This is a genomic window from Parvibium lacunae (assembly GCF_003335215.1).
GTDB classification, from domain to species: domain Bacteria; phylum Pseudomonadota; class Gammaproteobacteria; order Burkholderiales; family Burkholderiaceae_D; genus Parvibium; species Parvibium lacunae.
Genome location: NZ_QPGB01000002.1, coordinates 235,732 through 252,480 on the forward strand (window position 1 = coordinate 235,732; position 16,749 = coordinate 252,480).

The following is a 16,749-nucleotide window of genomic DNA, read 5'->3' on the forward strand; positions in this document are numbered from 1 at the left end:
AATGAAATGTCGCCACTGTCAGAGTGATCAGTGTTTTGAAGTCATTGATTTAGGGCACGCGCCACCTTCCAATGCTTATCTCAGCCCTGCGCAATTAGCCCGCCCCGAGATTTGGTACCCGCTCCGAGTGATGGTCTGCAGCGAGTGCTGGTTGATGCAAACCGTTGACGTCACCGATTACAGTCAACTCTTTGATGCTGACTATGCTTATTTCAGTTCCTATTCCGCTTCTTGGTTAGCGCATGCAAAAAACTTGGTGACGCATTTGATAACCCGCTTTCATCTCACCCCCGAGCAGCTCGTGGTTGAAGTCGCAGCGAATGATGGTTACCTATTGCAATACGTTAAAGACGCAGGCATTCGTTGTCTGGGGATCGAACCCACCCTCAGCACGGCCATTGCCGCCAGAGAAAAAGGGCTGGAAATTGAAACATGCTTTTTTGGCACGCAAACCGCCGATCAATTGAGTCAAAAGGGCTGCCAAGCGGATTGCATGATTGCCAATAATGTGCTGGCCCATGTTCCAGACATTAATGATTTCGTCGGTGGCTTTACGCGCCTGCTCAAACCCACCGGGGTTATTACCTTTGAATTCCCTCACGTACTGGCTTTGCTGCAGCACCATCAGTTTGACACCATTTATCATGAGCATTTCTCTTACCTGTCACTACTGAGCGTGACACGCATCCTGCAACAACAAGGGTTGATGGTGTTCGATGTTGAACAGCTCACGACCCACGGCGGCAGCCTGAGGCTCTATGTGCAACATCAGCAGACTGGACCTCACGCGACTAACCCGCAGGTGAATGCCCTGCTTGATCTAGAACGAGAAGCGGGATTAGCTTACCCAGCCACCTATCAAGCCCTCAACCAGCAGGCGATAGAAGCCAAACATGCCCTGCTCGCATTTTTATTGACCCAAAAGCAAGCTGGCAACACCGTCGTTGCCTACGGTGCCGCTGCGAAGGGAAATACCTTTCTGAACTATGCCGGGATCCGGCCAGACTTGCTCGAAGCGGTTGTCGATCGGAATCCGCACAAGCAAGGCAAATATCTTCCTGGGAGCCGAATTCCAATTGTGGATGAAACTTACCTACGGGAAAGACAACCTCGCTATATTTTGATTTTGCCCTGGAATTTGACAACTGAAATCATTGAGCAACTCAGTTATGCCAGACAATGGGGCGCGCAATTTGTCCGCGCTATCCCTGCCCTGGAGATTTTATGAGCCGGATTTTATATACCAAACCCTCTATTACCGCGCTAGAGATTGAGTTTGTCACGGATGCCATCACTCATGGTTGGGGTGATGATTGTTATGGCTATATCCAGCGTTTCGAAAAAGAATTCGCGCAGTATGTTGGAACAAGTAAAGCGATTGCGACGGCCAGTTGCACCGGGGCACTCCATCTTGGTCTTGCCGCCTTGGGGATCGGACCAGGCGATGAAGTCATTCTGGCAGATACCAACTGGGTCGCCTCCTTAGCGCCTATTTTGTACCTTGGGGCAACCCCTATTTTCGTCGATGTATTGCCTGACACCTGGTGTTTAGACCCGGCACAGGTTGAGCAAGCGATCACCGCCAAAACCAAAGCGATCATAGCGGTACATCTGTATGGCAATTTATGTGACATGGATAGATTGCTGGCACTCAGCCAATCAACCGGGATTCCGCTGATAGAAGATGCGGCAGAGGCCGTTGGCTCTGTCTGGCATGGACACCATGCAGGCAGCATGGGACGCTTTGGCGTGTTCTCATTTCATGGCACGAAAACCCTAAGTACTGGCGAAGGCGGCATATTCGTTACTCATGATGATGCGCTCTACGACCGCGTGCTGACCTTATCGAATCACGGTCGTGCTGCCAACCAGCCCAAGCAATTTTGGCCAGATTTGCTGGGCTATAAATACAAGATGTCGAATTTACAAGCCGCGCTGGGCTGTGCCCAGCTGCAAAGGGTAGATGAGTTGGTCGCCCGTAAGCGCGAAATCTTGCACTACTACCGGCAGGCTTTTGCTCATATCCCTGCAATCAGCATGAACCCCGAACCAGTCGGTACACAGAATGGTGCTTGGATGCCCACTCTGGTTGTCAGTCAAGAAGCGGGCATCACCACAGACCAGATGCGTGCCGCTTTTCAGGCTCAAGCAGTGGATGCGCGGGTGTTCTTTCACCCCCTCAGTACCTTGCCATTTATTCAACAAACACCGCAACCGACCAGCCTGAGTTTAGCGGAACGCGGATTGAACCTGCCCAGTTACCACGATATGACAACGGCGGATCTCAACAAAATTGTGCAAATTGTCTATGGCTTATTCAGCTGATCACACAATCCATCCATCCTCTCATACCGAGATGTCCGGCCCCGGCGACATTGTTGTCTTTTGTGATGGCGAAGTCGGTTACCAGTTAGCAACCTGGCTGTGCGAACACTATCCAAGGGATATCTTTTGTTTTGTTACAACCGGCGAAAATCACTTACATCAATGGTTAACCGAGCATCAACAACGCTGCATTGTCTGGTCCAACGCGACGACACTGGTTGAAATCTTTGAACAAGCCAAGTTGGCTGATCATCAAGTAAAACAACCCATACGGCTTGGCTTGCTGCTATGGTGGCCCTTTATTTTACCTAGCAGCTTGGTTAGCTACCCTCAGCTTGGCTTTATCAATACCCACCCAAGCCTGTTACCACACTGTCGCGGCAAGCACTATAACTTCTGGACATTAGTCGAACAACGGCCTTTTGGAGTAACCTTGCACCAGATTGATACAGGTGTTGATACCGGAGCCATACTAGCGCAACAGCCAATTGCTTACGATTGGACCGATACCGGCGCCACGCTCTATGCACGCGCGCAAACCGCCATGATTCGGCTATTCCAAGAAACCTATCCGCAAGTCCGGCATGCCACCGCCCTCACGCTAACACCGCAAGACAACACCCAAGCAAGTTACCACCAAGCCAGTGAACTGGATGCTGCAAGCGAGATTAAGTTAGACCACCCTTATCCCGCCCGGGAGTTACTCAATCGCATACGAGCAAGAACGTTTCCAGGCCATCCAGGGTGCTGGTTTACCGACGACGGTCAAACTTATGAAATTCAGCTTACGATCCGCAAAAAGGAGCTTCCATGACCCATCCCTACGAGCAATTTAAAACCGAATGTGCAGCTGAAATCCAAGCTATGGGGCAAGACCTTGAGCTAAAAACAGCAACACAGTCTTGGATCGCGCAAGCCAATGCAAAAAAGTACTCCTATCATTTTGAATGGCTAGGTCGGCCCATTATTCAATATCCGCAAGACATTATTGCAATGCAAGAAATCATCTGGCAAACCAAACCAGACCTGATCATTGAGACTGGCATTGCGCATGGCGGCTCACTGATTTTTTCTGCCAGTATGTTGGAACTAAATGCCCTCTGTGGGGGGCCGGCTGAAGCCACTGTCATCGGTATTGACATTGATATTCGCCCCCATAATCGGGAGGCAATTGAAGCGCATCCTATGGCCAAACGCATCCGTTTGCTACAGGGCTCCAGCGTTGCACCAGAGATCGTCCAGCAAGTACAGGCCGCCGCGCAGGGTAAGCAATCGATTTTAGTTTGCCTCGACAGCAATCACACGCATGAGCATGTCCTAGCCGAGCTAAATGCCTACGCCCCCTTCGTCACCGTGGGAAATTATTGTGTGGTATTTGATACCATTATTGAAGACCTCCCGGCCGGCATGTTCCCTGACCGCCCCTGGGATATAGGCAACAATCCTAAAACCGCTGTTGCCACTTATCTCGCCCAAAACCGGCACTTCCAACTCGATGCATCGATAGAACAAAAGCTGCTGATTACCGTTGCCCCAGGCGGCTACCTGAAAAGAGTTGCATAAATAACAAATAGGCAAGAGAGGGCTACTCATGATTGCGATCAGAGAGAGCCCTGCTATGTTTTTCTACGGTCAATGATCGTCCAAATCCTGCAAAAAAATACGATTTTTTTAGATAAATCCCCCTCAAGTTCCCTGATCTCTCTCCGATAAATAGCTCATACACGGTTTGCCTAACTAACATCAAACCGTGACGTGAGTAGTACCTTGGGTGGTTTACCCAGATTATTAAGGAGATTTATCATGTCACTCGGTATCAATACCAATGCTTCCGCATTGAGCGCACAGCGCAACCTGAATAGTTCTTCCAGCACCTTACAAACCTCGATCCAACGGTTATCTTCTGGTTTAAGGATCAACAGCGCCAAAGATGATGCTGCTGGCTTGGCGATTAGTAATCGCTTCAGTTCACAAATCCGTGGTCTAAATCAAGCATCCCGCAATGCCAATGATGCAATCTCTCTCTCGCAAACCGCTGAAGGTGCGCTGGGCTCGATCAGTGAAAACTTACAGCGTATTCGTGAATTGGCTGTGCAAGCTGCGAACGCGACCAACAGCGCTTCAGATCGCGCTGCACTGAACGCTGAAGCCTCACAATTAGTATCTGAAATCGACCGTGTTGCAACAACAACTCAGTTTAATGGTGTGAATCTGCTTGATGGGACATTCTCTGGTCAAAACTTCCAAGTGGGTGCAAACAGTGGCCAAACCATCACTTTGTCTACCATCGCCAGCGCTCGTACGACGTCACTCGGCGTAGGCTCTGCGACAACCTACTCCAGTAGCGTGTCAGTTGCAGCAACACCTGGTTCTGCCGCTGCTTTAACCGCAGGCGGGATTAGTATCAACGGTTTTGATGTTGGCGCCACCAGTTCTGATGGGGTATCTACGGCCGGTAGTAGCTACAGTGCGATTGCAAAGGCTAATGCAATCAATGCAGTCAGTGCCAATACCGGGGTAACTGCTTCAGTTAGTGCGACAACACTGACCAATACCGCAACGAGCACCACTGGTGCTTGGGCTTTCAGCGTTAATGGGGTTGCGATTTCTGGTACTGGTGTAGCAACGGCTGCCCTCAACGCCAGTGATATCGCCGCCAAAGTTAATGCGGTCAGCTCTCAAACTGGCGTGACTGCGACAATCAACGGTGCTGCTTACACGCTAACTGCTGCTGATGGCAGAAACATTGATATTTCTGCTGTTACTGCAGGTGGCTCGGGCGCAAGTGCAGCGACTACGATTGCTGCGCTGACACTAAACTCAACATCTTCTTCAGGGATTGTTTTAGCTGGCGCTCAAGCCACTGCTGCAATATTTGGTGCAGCGGCTGGGGTGACTGCAGCGACCACCTCTTTGACTGGCGGTGTTTCTTCACTCAACCTCTCTACCGCGAGTGGCGCCTCTAGCGCAATTGCAACGATTGATTCAGCGCTGAACCAGATCAACAGTTCTCGTGCTTCGTTGGGTGCCTTGCAAAATCGCTTCAGCTCAACCATTTCTAACCTGGCTACGACTTCACAGAACTTGACTGAGTCTCGCGGTCGGATCCTGGATGCAGATTTCGCCACAGAAACGGCTAATTTGAGCAAAGCCCAGATTCTGCAACAGGCTGGCACCGCAATGCTGGCCCAAGCGAACCAGTTGCCACAAGGTGTATTGGCACTGTTACGCGGCTAGTCATCGCCAGCGAGGCAAACACCATAAGTTTGCCCGTCTGATTGGGATCGCAAGGGGGCTGGCAGTATCAGCCCCCTTGCGCATAGAAATACGCTGTATGTTGATATAAGGAGCAGATCATGAGCCTAAGCCCGGTTAACCCACGGCCGCTTGGTTCATCTGCGATTAGCCGCAGTGAGCCAGTGGCTAAAACTGCCAAACTTGAAACGAACAATGTCATTGCTGACGCCATGGAGCAGTTACAAACCACGGCTTCCCCGCAGGTTGATAGTGAAAAGCTACGCGCTGCTGTCGCAACTGCCAATGAGTTTCTCAAGCCAGTTGCCAGTAATCTCCAGTTTGCCATTGACTCAGACTCTGGACGGACGATTGTCAAAGTCATCGACACAACCACCAATGAAACACTACGGCAGATTCCATCGCCCGAAATGTTGGCAATCAGTAAAGCACTGGGGCGTTTTCAGGGCTTATTCGTCGAACAAAAAGCCTGATTTTTGCCATACTGCATAGCGTGAGTAGCAGGAGTAAACAATGGCGACGATTTCAGGTACATCAGGCAGCAGTATTGATGTCAATAGCTTGGTTTCTCAGCTTATGCAAGCTGAAACCCAGCCGCTCGTTCGTCTGCAACGCAATCAAGCCAGTATTCAGTCTAAAATCAGTGCATACGGCAATTTGCGCGGTGCTTTGTCGAGTTTTCAGGATGCCGCACGCGCCGTCTCTAATTTAAACAATCTACAACCAACAAAAACCAGTGTCAGTGACAGTAGTATTGCAAGCTTGACCGCCAACGCCAATGCCTCAATCGGCAATTACAGTCTTGAAGTTAGTAAACTTGCTCAACAGCAAAAACTGAATAGCAGTAGTTTTGCCAGCACCACGACCACCGTAGGTACTGGCACGCTCACTATTCAATTAGGCACGTATAACAGCGGTAGCAACACCTTCACCAATAACCCGGATAAAACTGCGGTTAGTGTGAATATCACTAACGGTAGCTTGAGCAGCATCCGCGATGCTATCAATAGTGCCAATGCGGGTGTTAACGCAACCCTGGTTAACGATGGTACAGGGACCCGTTTGGTCTTAACCAGTAAAGACACGGGTGCTGCAAACAGCATCAAACTATCGGTAACGGATGATGACGGCACCCCAACTAACACCAGTGGCTTATCGGCGCTCGCTTATGACCCTACGGCAAGCGCGGGGGCGGGGAAAAACCTGACCCAAACCCAAGCCGCCCAGAATGCTGAATTTAAGTTGGATGGGATCGACATCAGCAAGTCCAGCAATACCATCACTGATGCGATTGAAAATGCAACATTACAATTGAGTAAAGTCACCACCAGTGCTATCTCACTTAATATCAACCGCGATAGCAGTGGTATTACCAGCCAATTACAGAGCTTTGTGCAAGCCTTTAACAGCATGCAAACCACGCTCAAACAATTATCTGGCTTTAACCCAACAACCAAAGAGGCTGGCCCCTTGGCTGGAGACAGTGCTTTACGAGGGGCCCTCAATCAAATTAGAGGGTTATTAACACGGCAACTGGGCAGTGAAAGTGGGACATACAGTAGCTTGAGTCAGATCGGGATAGCCTTTCAGAAAGATGGTACGCTGGCGCTCAATAGTTCGAAACTGAATGCGGCGATCACCGCCGATGCCAGCAGTGTCACCAAACTGTTAGCCAACGTCTCTACGAGCAGCGACCCTCGGGTCGCCGTGGTTAGTACAGCCAGCACAGTGAGCGCAGGGAGTTACCCAGTCGCAGTGACGAGTGCCGCCACGCAAGGAAAGGTCGTTGGTAACGCTGCGGCAAACTTAACGATCACGGCTGGGGTTAACGATACCCTGACGGTTAGTGTCAACGGTACCAGTGCCACTATCACGATTGCGCCGGGAACCTATGCCAGTGCGGCCAGTCTTGCTACTGAAATTGGTAGCAAATTAAATGCTGCGAGCGCTTTACAAGCCGTTGGCGCTTCAGTCACTGCGACGGCAGGCAGCGGGATATTAAGTTTAACCTCGACCAGCTATGGCACCACCTCAACGGTTTCTGTAACCGGTGGCAATGGTGCAACAGATGCCTTTGGCGCCACCCCAACCAGCACTGCGGGGCAGAATGTCAATGGCACGATCAGTGGCTCAGCCGCCAACGGAAGTGGCCAGATATTAACGAGCACCGCTGGACTCATTTTAAGAACCACATCAAACGCTACTGGCAGCCTTGGCACAGTGACCGTCTCGCGCGGATTAGGCGCACAAATTGAAAGCACGCTCGCAAATATTCTAGGAACAACAGGCTCAATCAGCAGCCGGGTTGAGGGCTTGAATAAGAGCGTAGAAGCCAACAATAAACAGCAGCAAGCGATGAGTACCCGGCTTGCACAGATCGAGCAACGTTACCGCACCCAATATAGTGCCTTAGATGCCGCCTTAACACGGCTAACTCAAACGAGCACCTATCTGTCGCAACAATTCGCTGCCTTACAAAATAGTAACAATGGATAAAATTAATTCAATACCCGATGATTTAGGTCGTTAATCAAAACAGAGATCAATTATGTTTTTGGAGAGCAGAATGGCTGGATTTGGTTATGGCGCTGCAGCATATGCCCAAGTAGACGTTGACACGGCAATTCTCACTGCTAGCCCGCATAAGTTAATCAGTATGCTTCTGGACGGCGCCCTACAAACCATGAATGAAGCGATTGGAGCAATGGAAAAAAAGGATATTCCGCTCAAAGGTAAACTGCTGACGAAAGCGATCCGAATCCTGGAAGAGGGCCTCAAAAGCGCACTAAATGATGAAGGTGGCGGGGCTTTATCGGCTCATTTACGGGATCTTTACGACTACATGGTCATGCGTTTACTACAGGCGAACTTACAAAATGATCCGAAGAAAATCCGTGAAGTGATTCAACTTTTAGGGCAAATTCGCGAAGCTTGGCAAGCCTTGGATGAAAAATTAGCAAACACGCCCCCTACAAGTACAGAAACTGTGGCCGTGGCAAAGATTTAGTTGGATTATCGGTTAACCCCCGCTTATGTCAGGATACGCCAAATGACACATTCAACCCACCCCAATGTCATTGACTACTATGAGCAAATCGCCAGCAAAAGCGGGGAGATGTTACTCGCTGCCAAAGCCGGGGATTGGGATATGCTCTGCCAAAAAGAAAATGAATCTGCAAACTTAATTGAGCAATTACGTGCGCTCGGGGAACAGCCTGTTCTTAATGACACAGATCGCAAACGCCGCTTACAGTTGCTTAAAAAAATCCTCGCGGATGATGCCCAGATTCGCGAATTAACGGAGCCTTGGGTCAAGCAATTACAAAGCATGCTGCACAGCAGCCAGAACTCACGCCGCCTTGGCGCTGCCTACAGCTAAGCAGGTACGCGAAATGCGGCCTGTTCGATATGGTTAACCCAATTACCGCAACATCAGGCGCGACGACCACCCTTGAAGCCCTTCAAGGGCCTCGAGCAAGTCGATTAGGGGTTGTGCTAGCCGTACTTGCAGCGAAAGGGACCAGTGACTTAACCAAACAGTTTATTAATCAAAGTTTACCTGCCCGCGTGTTAGAAAACCTCACTGATGGAACCACGAAGGTTGCCTTCACGCTGCCGGATCAACGCACCCTCACAACCCAAGTACGCTTGCCCCAATTGCCCCTTGTCGGCAGCGATCTCTTACTCCAGTTAACTGAAGAAAATAGCCCCATCAATCCGTCAGGACAGACTGCTGTATCTAGCCAAATTAACAATGCAGCAGGAAATAAAAGCATTGTGAGTGGCGCAGTAAACGCCCCCACTAATGTAGCAAGCAATCTCAGTCCAGAGTCGACATTAACAACCGGCTCTGCCATTCCAAAGCTCAGTCAAATTGCTCTTTTGGTCGGGCAGATACTCGGTGCTGAGCAATCGCGTAGCGGTCTGGCGCTCGGTGGCGCGCTGCCTGCAGGGCAAATGGCAATCAGGTCAAATTTGATCGCCAATTCGTCACTCTCAACCGTGCCGTTACCTAACTCCCCAAATAATAGCGGTCCACTCGCAAGCCTGGGGATTGATTTAGCGATAGAACAATTGGGTATGGGTGCAGGAAAACACATTGCGCCACAGTTACAACAGATGATTCAGCAAAGTGGGCTTTTCTATGAATCTCATTTACAGGAATGGGCTAACGGACAACGACCGCTGCAAGCATTACTGACTGAACCGCAGACACTATTAACGCAGAGAGTGGCATCAAATGTCACTACTGAAACAACGCCAACAGCAGCCCCGAATACGATCAGTACTTCCAATACGACAGTTGCTACGACTTTGGAGAAAAGCACAGCGGAAACATTTTCAGCTTTACCTGATCAACGCTTACCGATGCCTAACCCAGCGCTCCTACCGCTCGTCCGTGAACAACTCCAGGTTTTAGATACCCGAGGCTTATTGCTACAGCTGCAAGCGTGGCCACAACAAGCGGCGACTTTGATCATTGAGGAACACCCCTCAGGGTCAACGACGACTGAAACTCCTAATAAAGCCTGGCAGATGCGACTGAATATGCATCTCCCGCAATTAGGCCAAGTAGAAGCGAATATGACACTGGTCGGTGATTCATTGCAATTTCGCTGGCAAATCCAAGATCCCGACACACAAGCGCTTTTACAATCGGAGCAACCTAGCCTCAACGATGCCTTGGCGGCCGCTGGCTTACACATTCAGCAATGGCAAGTGGCCCCCACCAACCTAGGGGAATCGACATGACCGCCTCCTCTGCGTCGCCGCCGAGCAACCAAGAGGCAGTTGCGCTCGCCTACCGTACCGGCAGCAGTGCGCCGACTGTTGTCGCTAAAGGCAAAGGCTATGTTGCCGAAGAAATTATTCGACGGGCGAAAGAAGCTGGGGTCTATGTGCATGAGTCAAAGGAGCTCGTCGGGCTACTCATGCAAGTTGAACTTGATCGGCATATTCCCCCCCAATTGTACTTAGCAGTTGCAGAATTACTCGCTTGGATTTATCGTTTGGAAAATCGTGCCGTTAATGCAGATGGTAGTGCTACAAATCGGATCACACCACCCCCTCCTTGACAACAAAACATGCTACGGGAAACGCATCATGAAAGATCAAAGTCGTCCACTTCCTGCGCCAGAAAGCGAATCGGCAGATACTGAAAAATATCAAATTTATTCGCGCATTGAGATTCTTTCTCTGTTGCGCGAAATGATCGCTACGCGAACCCCGGTAACAATTTACTTTAACCAAGGCGATGATTTTATTGTTTCTCAAGTGCTGTCTGTCAATCCTGATTTTGAAGAAGTGATTCTTGATTTTGGCCCTGACCAAGATACCAATCAACGCCTGCTAAAATCCAACAGATTGCTTTTTGTCACGTTTCTCGACCACATCAAAATCCAATTCTCGGTAACGCGCGCTGAATCCACCAGTTTTGAGGGAGGGCCTGCCTTCCGTATTCGCCTTCCAGACTCGGTCATCCGTCTACAACGCCGTAATTTTTATCGGATTGAAACACCCAAAATCGATCCCCTGGTCTGCTACGTGCCCTTGCCAGACCATCCCGATGGCGGGGTCAGTATCAAGATTCATGACTTGAGTGTGGGTGGCGTTTGTATGGTCACCGCCCCCTCAGATGTATGGTTGATTAAAGGCATGACCTTCCATAACTGCAAACTGCAGATTCCGGATCATGGCGAAGTTGTGACGGGTCTCGAAATCCGCCATGTGGAAGACCTCAAAGACTCCCCCACACCGTTGCAGAAAATTGGGTGCCAATTCGTTGGCTTACCTGCCCCAATGGTCACCGTACTGCAGCGCTACATTATTAAAACCGAGCGTGACCGACGTGCTTTAACATAATTGCAAGACTGCCTAGCTGCACTCGGTTAGCCCCTATCAAAACACGCTACAATTTGCTGGTTCAACGATGTTTTTGGGGCAAAAATGCAGCAATATCACGATTTAATGCGGCATGTGCTGGCACTGGGTGTTCGTAAAGAAGATCGAACCGGCACCGGCACAATCTCGGTGTTCGGCTATCAGATGCGCTTTGATTTGGCGGCAGGTTTTCCGCTGGTAACAACAAAAAAACTGCATTTGCGATCAATCATTCATGAATTGCTCTGGTTCTTGCAAGGGGCCACCAACATCGCCTACTTGAAAGAAAATGGCGTCAGCATTTGGGATGAATGGGCGGATGAGCAAGGTGAGCTCGGCCCCATCTATGGGTATCAATGGCGTTCCTGGCCCACACCGGACGGGAAACACATTGACCAGATTTCACAGTTGATTGAGCAAATCAAACACAACCCGGATTCTCGGCGCTTGATTGTGTCGGCCTGGAATGTAGGCGACATTCCACGCATGAAACTCCCCCCTTGCCATGCTTTTTTTCAGTTTTATGTCGCGCAGGGCAAGCTCTCTTGTCAGCTTTATCAGCGCAGCGCGGATATATTTCTGGGTGTGCCGTTTAACATTGCATCCTACGCTCTATTAACCCATATGGTTGCACAGCAGTGCAATCTGGCTGTGGGCGATTTTGTCTGGACAGGGGGCGATTGCCATCTGTATACCAATCACCTGGAGCAAGTAGCGCTGCAACTCAGCCGAGAGCCGTATCCCTTACCCCGCTTGGTCATTCAACGACAACCTGCGTCAATCCTGGAATATGAGTTTAATGATTTTGCGATTGAGGGCTACACCAGCCACCCTCACATCAAAGCGCCTGTGGCGGTGTGATCAGGTGGCTGACGTCGCTTCGGCAAAAAACTGGTGCCACTTTTCTGCCGAAAAATGGTAGTGAAAGAGCTCATTTTCTTGATGGCAAAGTACCGGCACCAACTCGTCATAGCGGTCGAGAAAAGCGGGAGTTTGGTCAATATCGACTTCATGTAAAACGCAGTTGGCAAACTCCGGCTGCGCACGGATCTGATCCCGCATTTTCTGACAGAGGCTGCAGTACGAGCGCGAATAGAGTGTTAGGGTAAGCGGCTGAGACATTTATTTTACCAAGGGGCGGATACGGACAAATTGCACCAAATCTCCCCGCATCACCAATAGCCCAACCGCACGCTTCCCATCCAAACGATTGAGCTGCTGCTCGAAATCGGCCAGATTATTAATGTCGTTGTTGTCGATGCGCAGTAACACATCCCCTTTACGTAAACCGACTTGCGTCGCGGGGTCTTCAACAGCATCAATCAACACGCCACCTTCGCGCAAGCGTAAGTCACGTCGTTGTTCTGCTGTCAGCTCCGTCGCGCGAATACCGAGTGGATTGCTCGCACTCACCGCTTTTTCTGGCTTACTCGCTTGAGCGACCTTCGCTGGTTCACTGTCACCAATTTGAATGGTCAACTCCTTGGCTTTTCCTTTACGCCAAACTTCCAACTTTGCTTTACTACCAGGAGGCAGAGCGCCCACCAAACGTGGTAAATCACTCGATTTTTCAATCGATTTATCTGCAAATTTCAGAATCACGTCACCATTCTGAATCCCGGCTTTTTCTGCTGGACTATTCGGCTCTACCCGTGCCACAAAAGCGCCCTGACTCTTGCTTAGGCCAAGACCTTCAGCCATTTCTTTCGTGACGGGCTCAATTTGGACACCAATACGACCACGCGTGACTTTACCTGTTGTGCGAATTTGATCCGCAATACGCATGGCCTCATCAATCGGGATTGAGAGAGAAATCCCCATGAACCCCCCACTGCGGCTGATGATTTGGGAGTTGATGCCAATCACCTCTCCACGCATATTAATCAATGGCCCACCAGAGTTACCTGGATTAACGGCAACATCGGTTTGAATGAAGGGCAAGTATCCCCCTGTATCCCGAGATTTAGCACTGATAATCCCTGCCGTCACGGTATTTTCTAGACCAAACGGGGAGCCAATCGCAACAACCCATTCACCCACTCGATTTTTAGCGGGATCACCAATCGACAAAGTTGGCAGACTCTTCGTCTCTACTTTGAGTACGGCCACATCTGTTCGCTCATCTGAGCCGATTAACTTAGCCTTAAATTCACGTTTATCTGTCAATGTGACCGTAATTTCATCCGCTCCCTCAACCACATGGTGATTGGTGAGAATGACTCCATCACTCGCGATAATAAATCCGGTTCCATTGCCCCGTGGAATAACTTGCTCACCATCACGAGGAGCTTGCCGAGGATTGCTTCGGGGACGGGGATTGGGCTGTTGCGGTAAATTAAAGCCAGGGCCAAAGAAACGGCGAAAGAGTTCTTCTACCGGATCATTTGCCCCCTCTTCATCATTAGAAACAGTCTTTTGTTTAACGGAGGTTCTAATATTTACAACGGCTGGGCTCGTCTTTTCGACTAAATCTGCAAAATCAGGCAAGCCGCGCGGGGTACTCACTGCGCCGTTCTGCACTGCTGGATTGCCCGTAGGGCCCGCTTGGCCGTGAGCGAGGCGAGTACTGGCCAGTACAGCCGCAAAAAGGAGTCCGCTACACAATAAAACCAGCTGCCAGAGCCGAACAGGGGTTACCTGATTCAATCTGGTGAAGTAAGTCGCTAGACCATCACTCTTTAAACTCGCAAAAACGGCTGGCAGCATGGGTTCCTCACAGGTAGAGATGACTATCGCAAAAGCAAAATTATCTTACGCTTTTGAATTCTATCCCTGCGGCCAATTTACGAATTGTTTCAGCTGGCGCATCACCGACAATAACAACCCAGAAATTGGCCACACGTTTTGCCAAAATATGGGCGGCGCCTGAATTTTTCAAGGTTTCCTGCTGGTGTAGTTGCTCGTTATAAGGCTCGACAAACACCGATAGCGCTGTGAGACCGTCACTAAAAATGACTTGGCCTAAATTCGCTTGCCCCTCTTTGCTATCGCCTTTAGGTCGCTTGAGTTCAGCCTGCTTACGAAAACCGGGTGGCAGTTGTCGAAATTGCCAGCCCTCTGCGATCCAAGCATGAGGCTGAATCTCTTGGCGTTCCACCCGCCAGTTTTGCGTGGCCCAGGATGGGGCGACGCGATGCCGATCAAATGGCAAGTGAATTTTCACCTCTGAAAAAGCGACTTGCTCCAAAATATCACCACGCTCATTCAACGTTTGTGCCTTCAATAAGAGCCCCGTTTTTTTATCAGCCCATAATTTATGGCCATAGCGAAGATGGTCACGCGGTTCTAAGTGAATTAATTCACAGTCATGGCCCGCCACTCGCTCGTCTTGACCACGCTTAAGGATGTAGTGGTTTTGCCATTCATAGTGATCGCCCATTAGCAAGCCGGGGAACTGGTCACCCTGAACCCGGCGCTGCTGCACAATCGTTTGTGTTTGCGGATAGTAGACCTGGACATCATCGTTGTGGCGAACGATTTCCTGCGGTTTTCCATCCAGTACTTCGAGTTTCTCCCAAGTCTGGCCTTTGTCTACCATATGGGTAATTCTGAGTGACTGGACATGCTGACCCTGTTGAAAGACGTAGAGCCCGCTGTAATTGATTTTGCGAGCAGCGCTATCAATTCTTGCCAGTAATTGCGTATCCCCCCCTTGAGCTTGTGCCTGGGGCGTGGCGGCGAGTAGTGGTAGGCTCAGGCAAGCCACCGCCAGAAAGCATAGCGAGGTGTAAAGCGAGTTAATGGATACGCCGCGCATCAATCGGCTCCTCCACATAACGGACCACCACAGGGGCAGCATGAAGACGTGACCAACCCAACGTTTGCTGATGGGCCTGCAAGTATGCCGCTAGACTCGGTTCCACCGCAGCACTCGTTGGAGATACAGCCACCACAGCCGGCGCAGTGCGCTCAGGGGCAGCAGGGAGTATCTCTTTTGCTAGTTGGGTCAGCGGGTTTGCCGACCAATTGGGTAGTAACACCACCAAACCAGCGAATGCCGCTGCCGCAGCAACGCGCCACCAAGTTTGGCGACTGGCAGCCTCGGATGAAGTCTGGGTGACCTCGTGTGCAACTGGGAAGTGGTAAGGCTCGCTGTCAAGCGCCAATGCGAACTTGCGAGAGAAATCATCCCCCAAACTGGGTGAGGACGAGGTATCTGACTGCTGAAAGAGGGCATTAACAGCATGATAGTCCTGCCAGTGTTGTCGCGCTGCCTGCCCTGCCTGATCATCACGCGTTAATGTATTCAAACACCTGATGACCTCAGTCTCGGGTAACTCACCATCGATCAATGCCGAAATCACTTCTCCGTTCGCCGGGGTTAGGGCATTTAATCTGGTCTCAGACTCTGGTTGTATGTACTCTTGCACCATGATTTACCTCACCACCGCGTTTCCGCATTTGTTCCTAACAAGGGTCGTAACTTCGCGGCTATCGCTTCACGCGCCCTAAAAATTCTTGACCGTACTGTCCCAATCGGGCAATCCATCATCACGGCAATCTCTTCATAACTCAGGCCCTCAATCTCGCGCAAGGTAATCGCCTGCCTTAAATCTGGTGGCAGGGCAGCCATTGCTTGCTCCAAGGTCAACCCAACCTGCTTGCTTTGCAACTGCGACTCCGGTGTATTTAAATCCGGCGCCGCTAAATAACTTTCTGAGCCGTCTTCCTCTTCTTGCATCTGTTCTGAAAAAGTCTGGACTTTGCGGCCATGACTGATCAGATAGTTTTTTGCCGTGTTAATACCAATGCGATACAACCAAGTGTAGAAAGCACTTTCACCCCGAAACTGCGGCAAAGCACGATAAGCTTTAATGAAAGCTTCTTGTGCGACATCCTCCAATTCAGCTGGATCGCGAATAAAACGTGCCAGAAGCCGGGCTAATTTGCGTTGATATTTCTGCACCAACAAATTAAAAGCCTGCTTATCCCCTGCTTGTACACGCTCTACCAGCAACTGGTCGATATCGCGTTCACTCATAAACTATGCTCATGTAGGACAGTTTTTCTTATAAAGAGTTCGAAAAATTTAACGGTAACGGCGCCACCATGCTTGCCACACAAGAAGCTTCTGCCAATTCTGCGCACTCATGCTATCGCACCAAAGCCACCAAACTTGGTTAGACTGCCCATAAACCACGACGAGCCAAGGACAAAGTTGCCAGATTCCTTGCACTTCTTGCCCATCCCAGACTGTAGCATGTTGTGCAAACTGTATATAAAATCGGCCCCGATGATCCAAAGAAATCGCTTGAACTTTGGGCGTTTGCCAAAACAATCGCCAAACAA

Annotated in this window: 18 protein-coding genes; 13 read left to right on the plus strand and 5 right to left on the minus strand. The window is 50.1% G+C overall.

All coding sequences use genetic code 11. The features are described from left to right. Position 1: 1 nt before the first annotated feature. From DU000_RS05160 to thyA, 13 genes are all read left to right on the plus strand, one after another. Positions 2 to 1,228 (plus strand): class I SAM-dependent methyltransferase, encoded by a 1,227-nt coding sequence (locus tag DU000_RS05160; RefSeq protein WP_114402300.1) that lies wholly within the window; start codon positions 2 to 4, stop codon positions 1,226 to 1,228. Next, complete coding sequence (locus DU000_RS05165; RefSeq protein ID WP_114402301.1) at positions 1,225 to 2,325, plus strand: DegT/DnrJ/EryC1/StrS family aminotransferase; 1,101 nt, start codon at positions 1,225 to 1,227, stop codon at positions 2,323 to 2,325. Before DU000_RS05160 ends, DU000_RS05165 begins: the two co-directional genes overlap by 4 nt. Next, positions 2,309 to 3,139, plus strand: a complete 831-nt coding sequence (locus DU000_RS05170) for a formyltransferase family protein (protein ID WP_114402302.1) — start codon at positions 2,309 to 2,311, stop codon at positions 3,137 to 3,139. Before DU000_RS05165 ends, DU000_RS05170 begins: the two co-directional genes overlap by 17 nt. Beyond that, positions 3,136 to 3,888, plus strand: coding sequence for a cephalosporin hydroxylase family protein (locus DU000_RS05175; RefSeq protein WP_114402303.1), 753 nt, complete (start codon positions 3,136 to 3,138; stop codon positions 3,886 to 3,888). Before DU000_RS05170 ends, DU000_RS05175 begins: the two co-directional genes overlap by 4 nt. Positions 3,889 to 4,128: 240 nt before the next feature. Then, positions 4,129 to 5,562, plus strand: a complete 1,434-nt coding sequence (locus DU000_RS05180) for a flagellin N-terminal helical domain-containing protein (protein WP_114402304.1) — start codon at positions 4,129 to 4,131, stop codon at positions 5,560 to 5,562. A 119-nt stretch (positions 5,563 to 5,681) separates the two neighbouring features. Further along, positions 5,682 to 6,053, plus strand: coding sequence for a flagellar protein FlaG (locus tag DU000_RS05185; protein WP_114402305.1), 372 nt, complete (start codon positions 5,682 to 5,684; stop codon positions 6,051 to 6,053). Positions 6,054 to 6,093: 40 nt separating this feature from the next. After that, positions 6,094 to 8,076, plus strand: coding sequence for a flagellar filament capping protein FliD (gene fliD / locus DU000_RS05190; protein WP_114402306.1), 1,983 nt, complete (start codon positions 6,094 to 6,096; stop codon positions 8,074 to 8,076). A 70-nt stretch (positions 8,077 to 8,146) separates the two neighbouring features. Then, positions 8,147 to 8,587, plus strand: coding sequence for a flagellar export chaperone FliS (gene fliS / locus DU000_RS05195; RefSeq protein ID WP_114402307.1), 441 nt, complete (start codon positions 8,147 to 8,149; stop codon positions 8,585 to 8,587). 42 nt (positions 8,588 to 8,629) lie between these two features. Next, positions 8,630 to 8,959: a flagellar protein FliT gene (locus tag DU000_RS05200; RefSeq protein ID WP_114402308.1), complete on the plus strand. Its 330-nt coding sequence runs from the start codon at positions 8,630 to 8,632 to the stop codon at positions 8,957 to 8,959. A 29-nt stretch (positions 8,960 to 8,988) separates the two neighbouring features. Further along, on the plus strand, positions 8,989 to 10,332 hold the full coding sequence (gene fliK, locus DU000_RS05205; RefSeq protein WP_114402309.1) for a flagellar hook-length control protein FliK: 1,344 nt from the start codon (positions 8,989 to 8,991) through the stop codon (positions 10,330 to 10,332). Then, positions 10,329 to 10,655, plus strand: coding sequence for an EscU/YscU/HrcU family type III secretion system export apparatus switch protein (locus DU000_RS05210; protein ID WP_114402310.1), 327 nt, complete (start codon positions 10,329 to 10,331; stop codon positions 10,653 to 10,655). The genes fliK and DU000_RS05210 overlap by 4 nt, the downstream gene beginning before the upstream one ends. Before the next feature lie 28 nt (positions 10,656 to 10,683). Beyond that, positions 10,684 to 11,442 (plus strand): flagellar brake protein, encoded by a 759-nt coding sequence (locus tag DU000_RS05215; protein WP_158529640.1) that lies wholly within the window; start codon positions 10,684 to 10,686, stop codon positions 11,440 to 11,442. A gap of 84 nt (positions 11,443 to 11,526) precedes the next feature. Then, positions 11,527 to 12,321, plus strand: coding sequence for a thymidylate synthase (gene thyA, locus DU000_RS05220; RefSeq protein ID WP_114402312.1), 795 nt, complete (start codon positions 11,527 to 11,529; stop codon positions 12,319 to 12,321). Here thyA and DU000_RS05225 read toward each other — a convergent pair whose 3' ends face one another. Genes DU000_RS05225 through rpoE form a run of 5 tightly spaced genes read right to left on the minus strand, consistent with a single transcriptional unit; the run spans position 12,322 to position 16,441 of the window. Continuing rightward, positions 12,322 to 12,582: a glutaredoxin family protein gene (locus DU000_RS05225; RefSeq protein ID WP_114402313.1), complete on the minus strand. Its 261-nt coding sequence runs from the start codon at positions 12,580 to 12,582 to the stop codon at positions 12,322 to 12,324. It lies immediately after the preceding gene. After that, positions 12,583 to 14,166 (minus strand): DegQ family serine endoprotease, encoded by a 1,584-nt coding sequence (locus tag DU000_RS05230; RefSeq protein WP_114402314.1) that lies wholly within the window; start codon positions 14,164 to 14,166, stop codon positions 12,583 to 12,585. Between the two features lie 40 nt (positions 14,167 to 14,206). Then, a complete protein-coding gene (locus DU000_RS05235; protein WP_158529641.1) occupies positions 14,207 to 15,217 on the minus strand; it encodes a MucB/RseB C-terminal domain-containing protein in 1,011 nt (336 codons plus the stop codon). Beyond that, positions 15,198 to 15,833, minus strand: coding sequence for an RseA family anti-sigma factor (locus DU000_RS05240; protein ID WP_114402316.1), 636 nt, complete (start codon positions 15,831 to 15,833; stop codon positions 15,198 to 15,200). The genes DU000_RS05235 and DU000_RS05240 overlap by 20 nt, the downstream gene beginning before the upstream one ends. An 8-nt stretch (positions 15,834 to 15,841) precedes the next feature. Further along, complete coding sequence (gene rpoE, locus DU000_RS05245; protein ID WP_114402317.1) at positions 15,842 to 16,441, minus strand: RNA polymerase sigma factor RpoE; 600 nt, start codon at positions 16,439 to 16,441, stop codon at positions 15,842 to 15,844. Between the last annotated feature and the right edge of the window lie 308 nt (positions 16,442 to 16,749).

Excerpts from the sequence above, each read along its gene's own strand:
- DU000_RS05160 (WP_114402300.1), top strand. The coding sequence starts at position 2 with ATGAAATGTCGCCACTGTCAGAGTGATCAGTGTTTTGAAGTCATTGAT.
- DU000_RS05165 (WP_114402301.1), top strand. The coding sequence starts at position 1,225 with ATGAGCCGGATTTTATATACCAAACCCTCTATTACCGCGCTAGAGATT.
- DU000_RS05170 (WP_114402302.1), top strand. The coding sequence starts at position 2,309 with ATGGCTTATTCAGCTGATCACACAATCCATCCATCCTCTCATACCGAG.
- DU000_RS05175 (WP_114402303.1), top strand. The coding sequence starts at position 3,136 with ATGACCCATCCCTACGAGCAATTTAAAACCGAATGTGCAGCTGAAATC.
- DU000_RS05180 (WP_114402304.1), top strand. The coding sequence starts at position 4,129 with ATGTCACTCGGTATCAATACCAATGCTTCCGCATTGAGCGCACAGCGC.
- DU000_RS05185 (WP_114402305.1), top strand. The coding sequence starts at position 5,682 with ATGAGCCTAAGCCCGGTTAACCCACGGCCGCTTGGTTCATCTGCGATT.
- fliD (WP_114402306.1), top strand. The coding sequence starts at position 6,094 with ATGGCGACGATTTCAGGTACATCAGGCAGCAGTATTGATGTCAATAGC.
- fliS (WP_114402307.1), top strand. The coding sequence starts at position 8,147 with ATGGCTGGATTTGGTTATGGCGCTGCAGCATATGCCCAAGTAGACGTT.
- DU000_RS05200 (WP_114402308.1), top strand. The coding sequence starts at position 8,630 with ATGACACATTCAACCCACCCCAATGTCATTGACTACTATGAGCAAATC.
- fliK (WP_114402309.1), top strand. The coding sequence starts at position 8,989 with ATGGTTAACCCAATTACCGCAACATCAGGCGCGACGACCACCCTTGAA.
- DU000_RS05210 (WP_114402310.1), top strand. The coding sequence starts at position 10,329 with ATGACCGCCTCCTCTGCGTCGCCGCCGAGCAACCAAGAGGCAGTTGCG.
- DU000_RS05215 (WP_158529640.1), top strand. The coding sequence starts at position 10,684 with ATGAAAGATCAAAGTCGTCCACTTCCTGCGCCAGAAAGCGAATCGGCA.
- thyA (WP_114402312.1), top strand. The coding sequence starts at position 11,527 with ATGCAGCAATATCACGATTTAATGCGGCATGTGCTGGCACTGGGTGTT.
- DU000_RS05225 (WP_114402313.1), bottom strand. The coding sequence starts at position 12,582 with ATGTCTCAGCCGCTTACCCTAACACTCTATTCGCGCTCGTACTGCAGC.
- DU000_RS05230 (WP_114402314.1), bottom strand. The coding sequence starts at position 14,166 with ATGCTGCCAGCCGTTTTTGCGAGTTTAAAGAGTGATGGTCTAGCGACT.
- DU000_RS05235 (WP_158529641.1), bottom strand. The coding sequence starts at position 15,217 with ATGCGCGGCGTATCCATTAACTCGCTTTACACCTCGCTATGCTTTCTG.
- DU000_RS05240 (WP_114402316.1), bottom strand. The coding sequence starts at position 15,833 with ATGGTGCAAGAGTACATACAACCAGAGTCTGAGACCAGATTAAATGCC.
- rpoE (WP_114402317.1), bottom strand. The coding sequence starts at position 16,441 with ATGAGTGAACGCGATATCGACCAGTTGCTGGTAGAGCGTGTACAAGCA.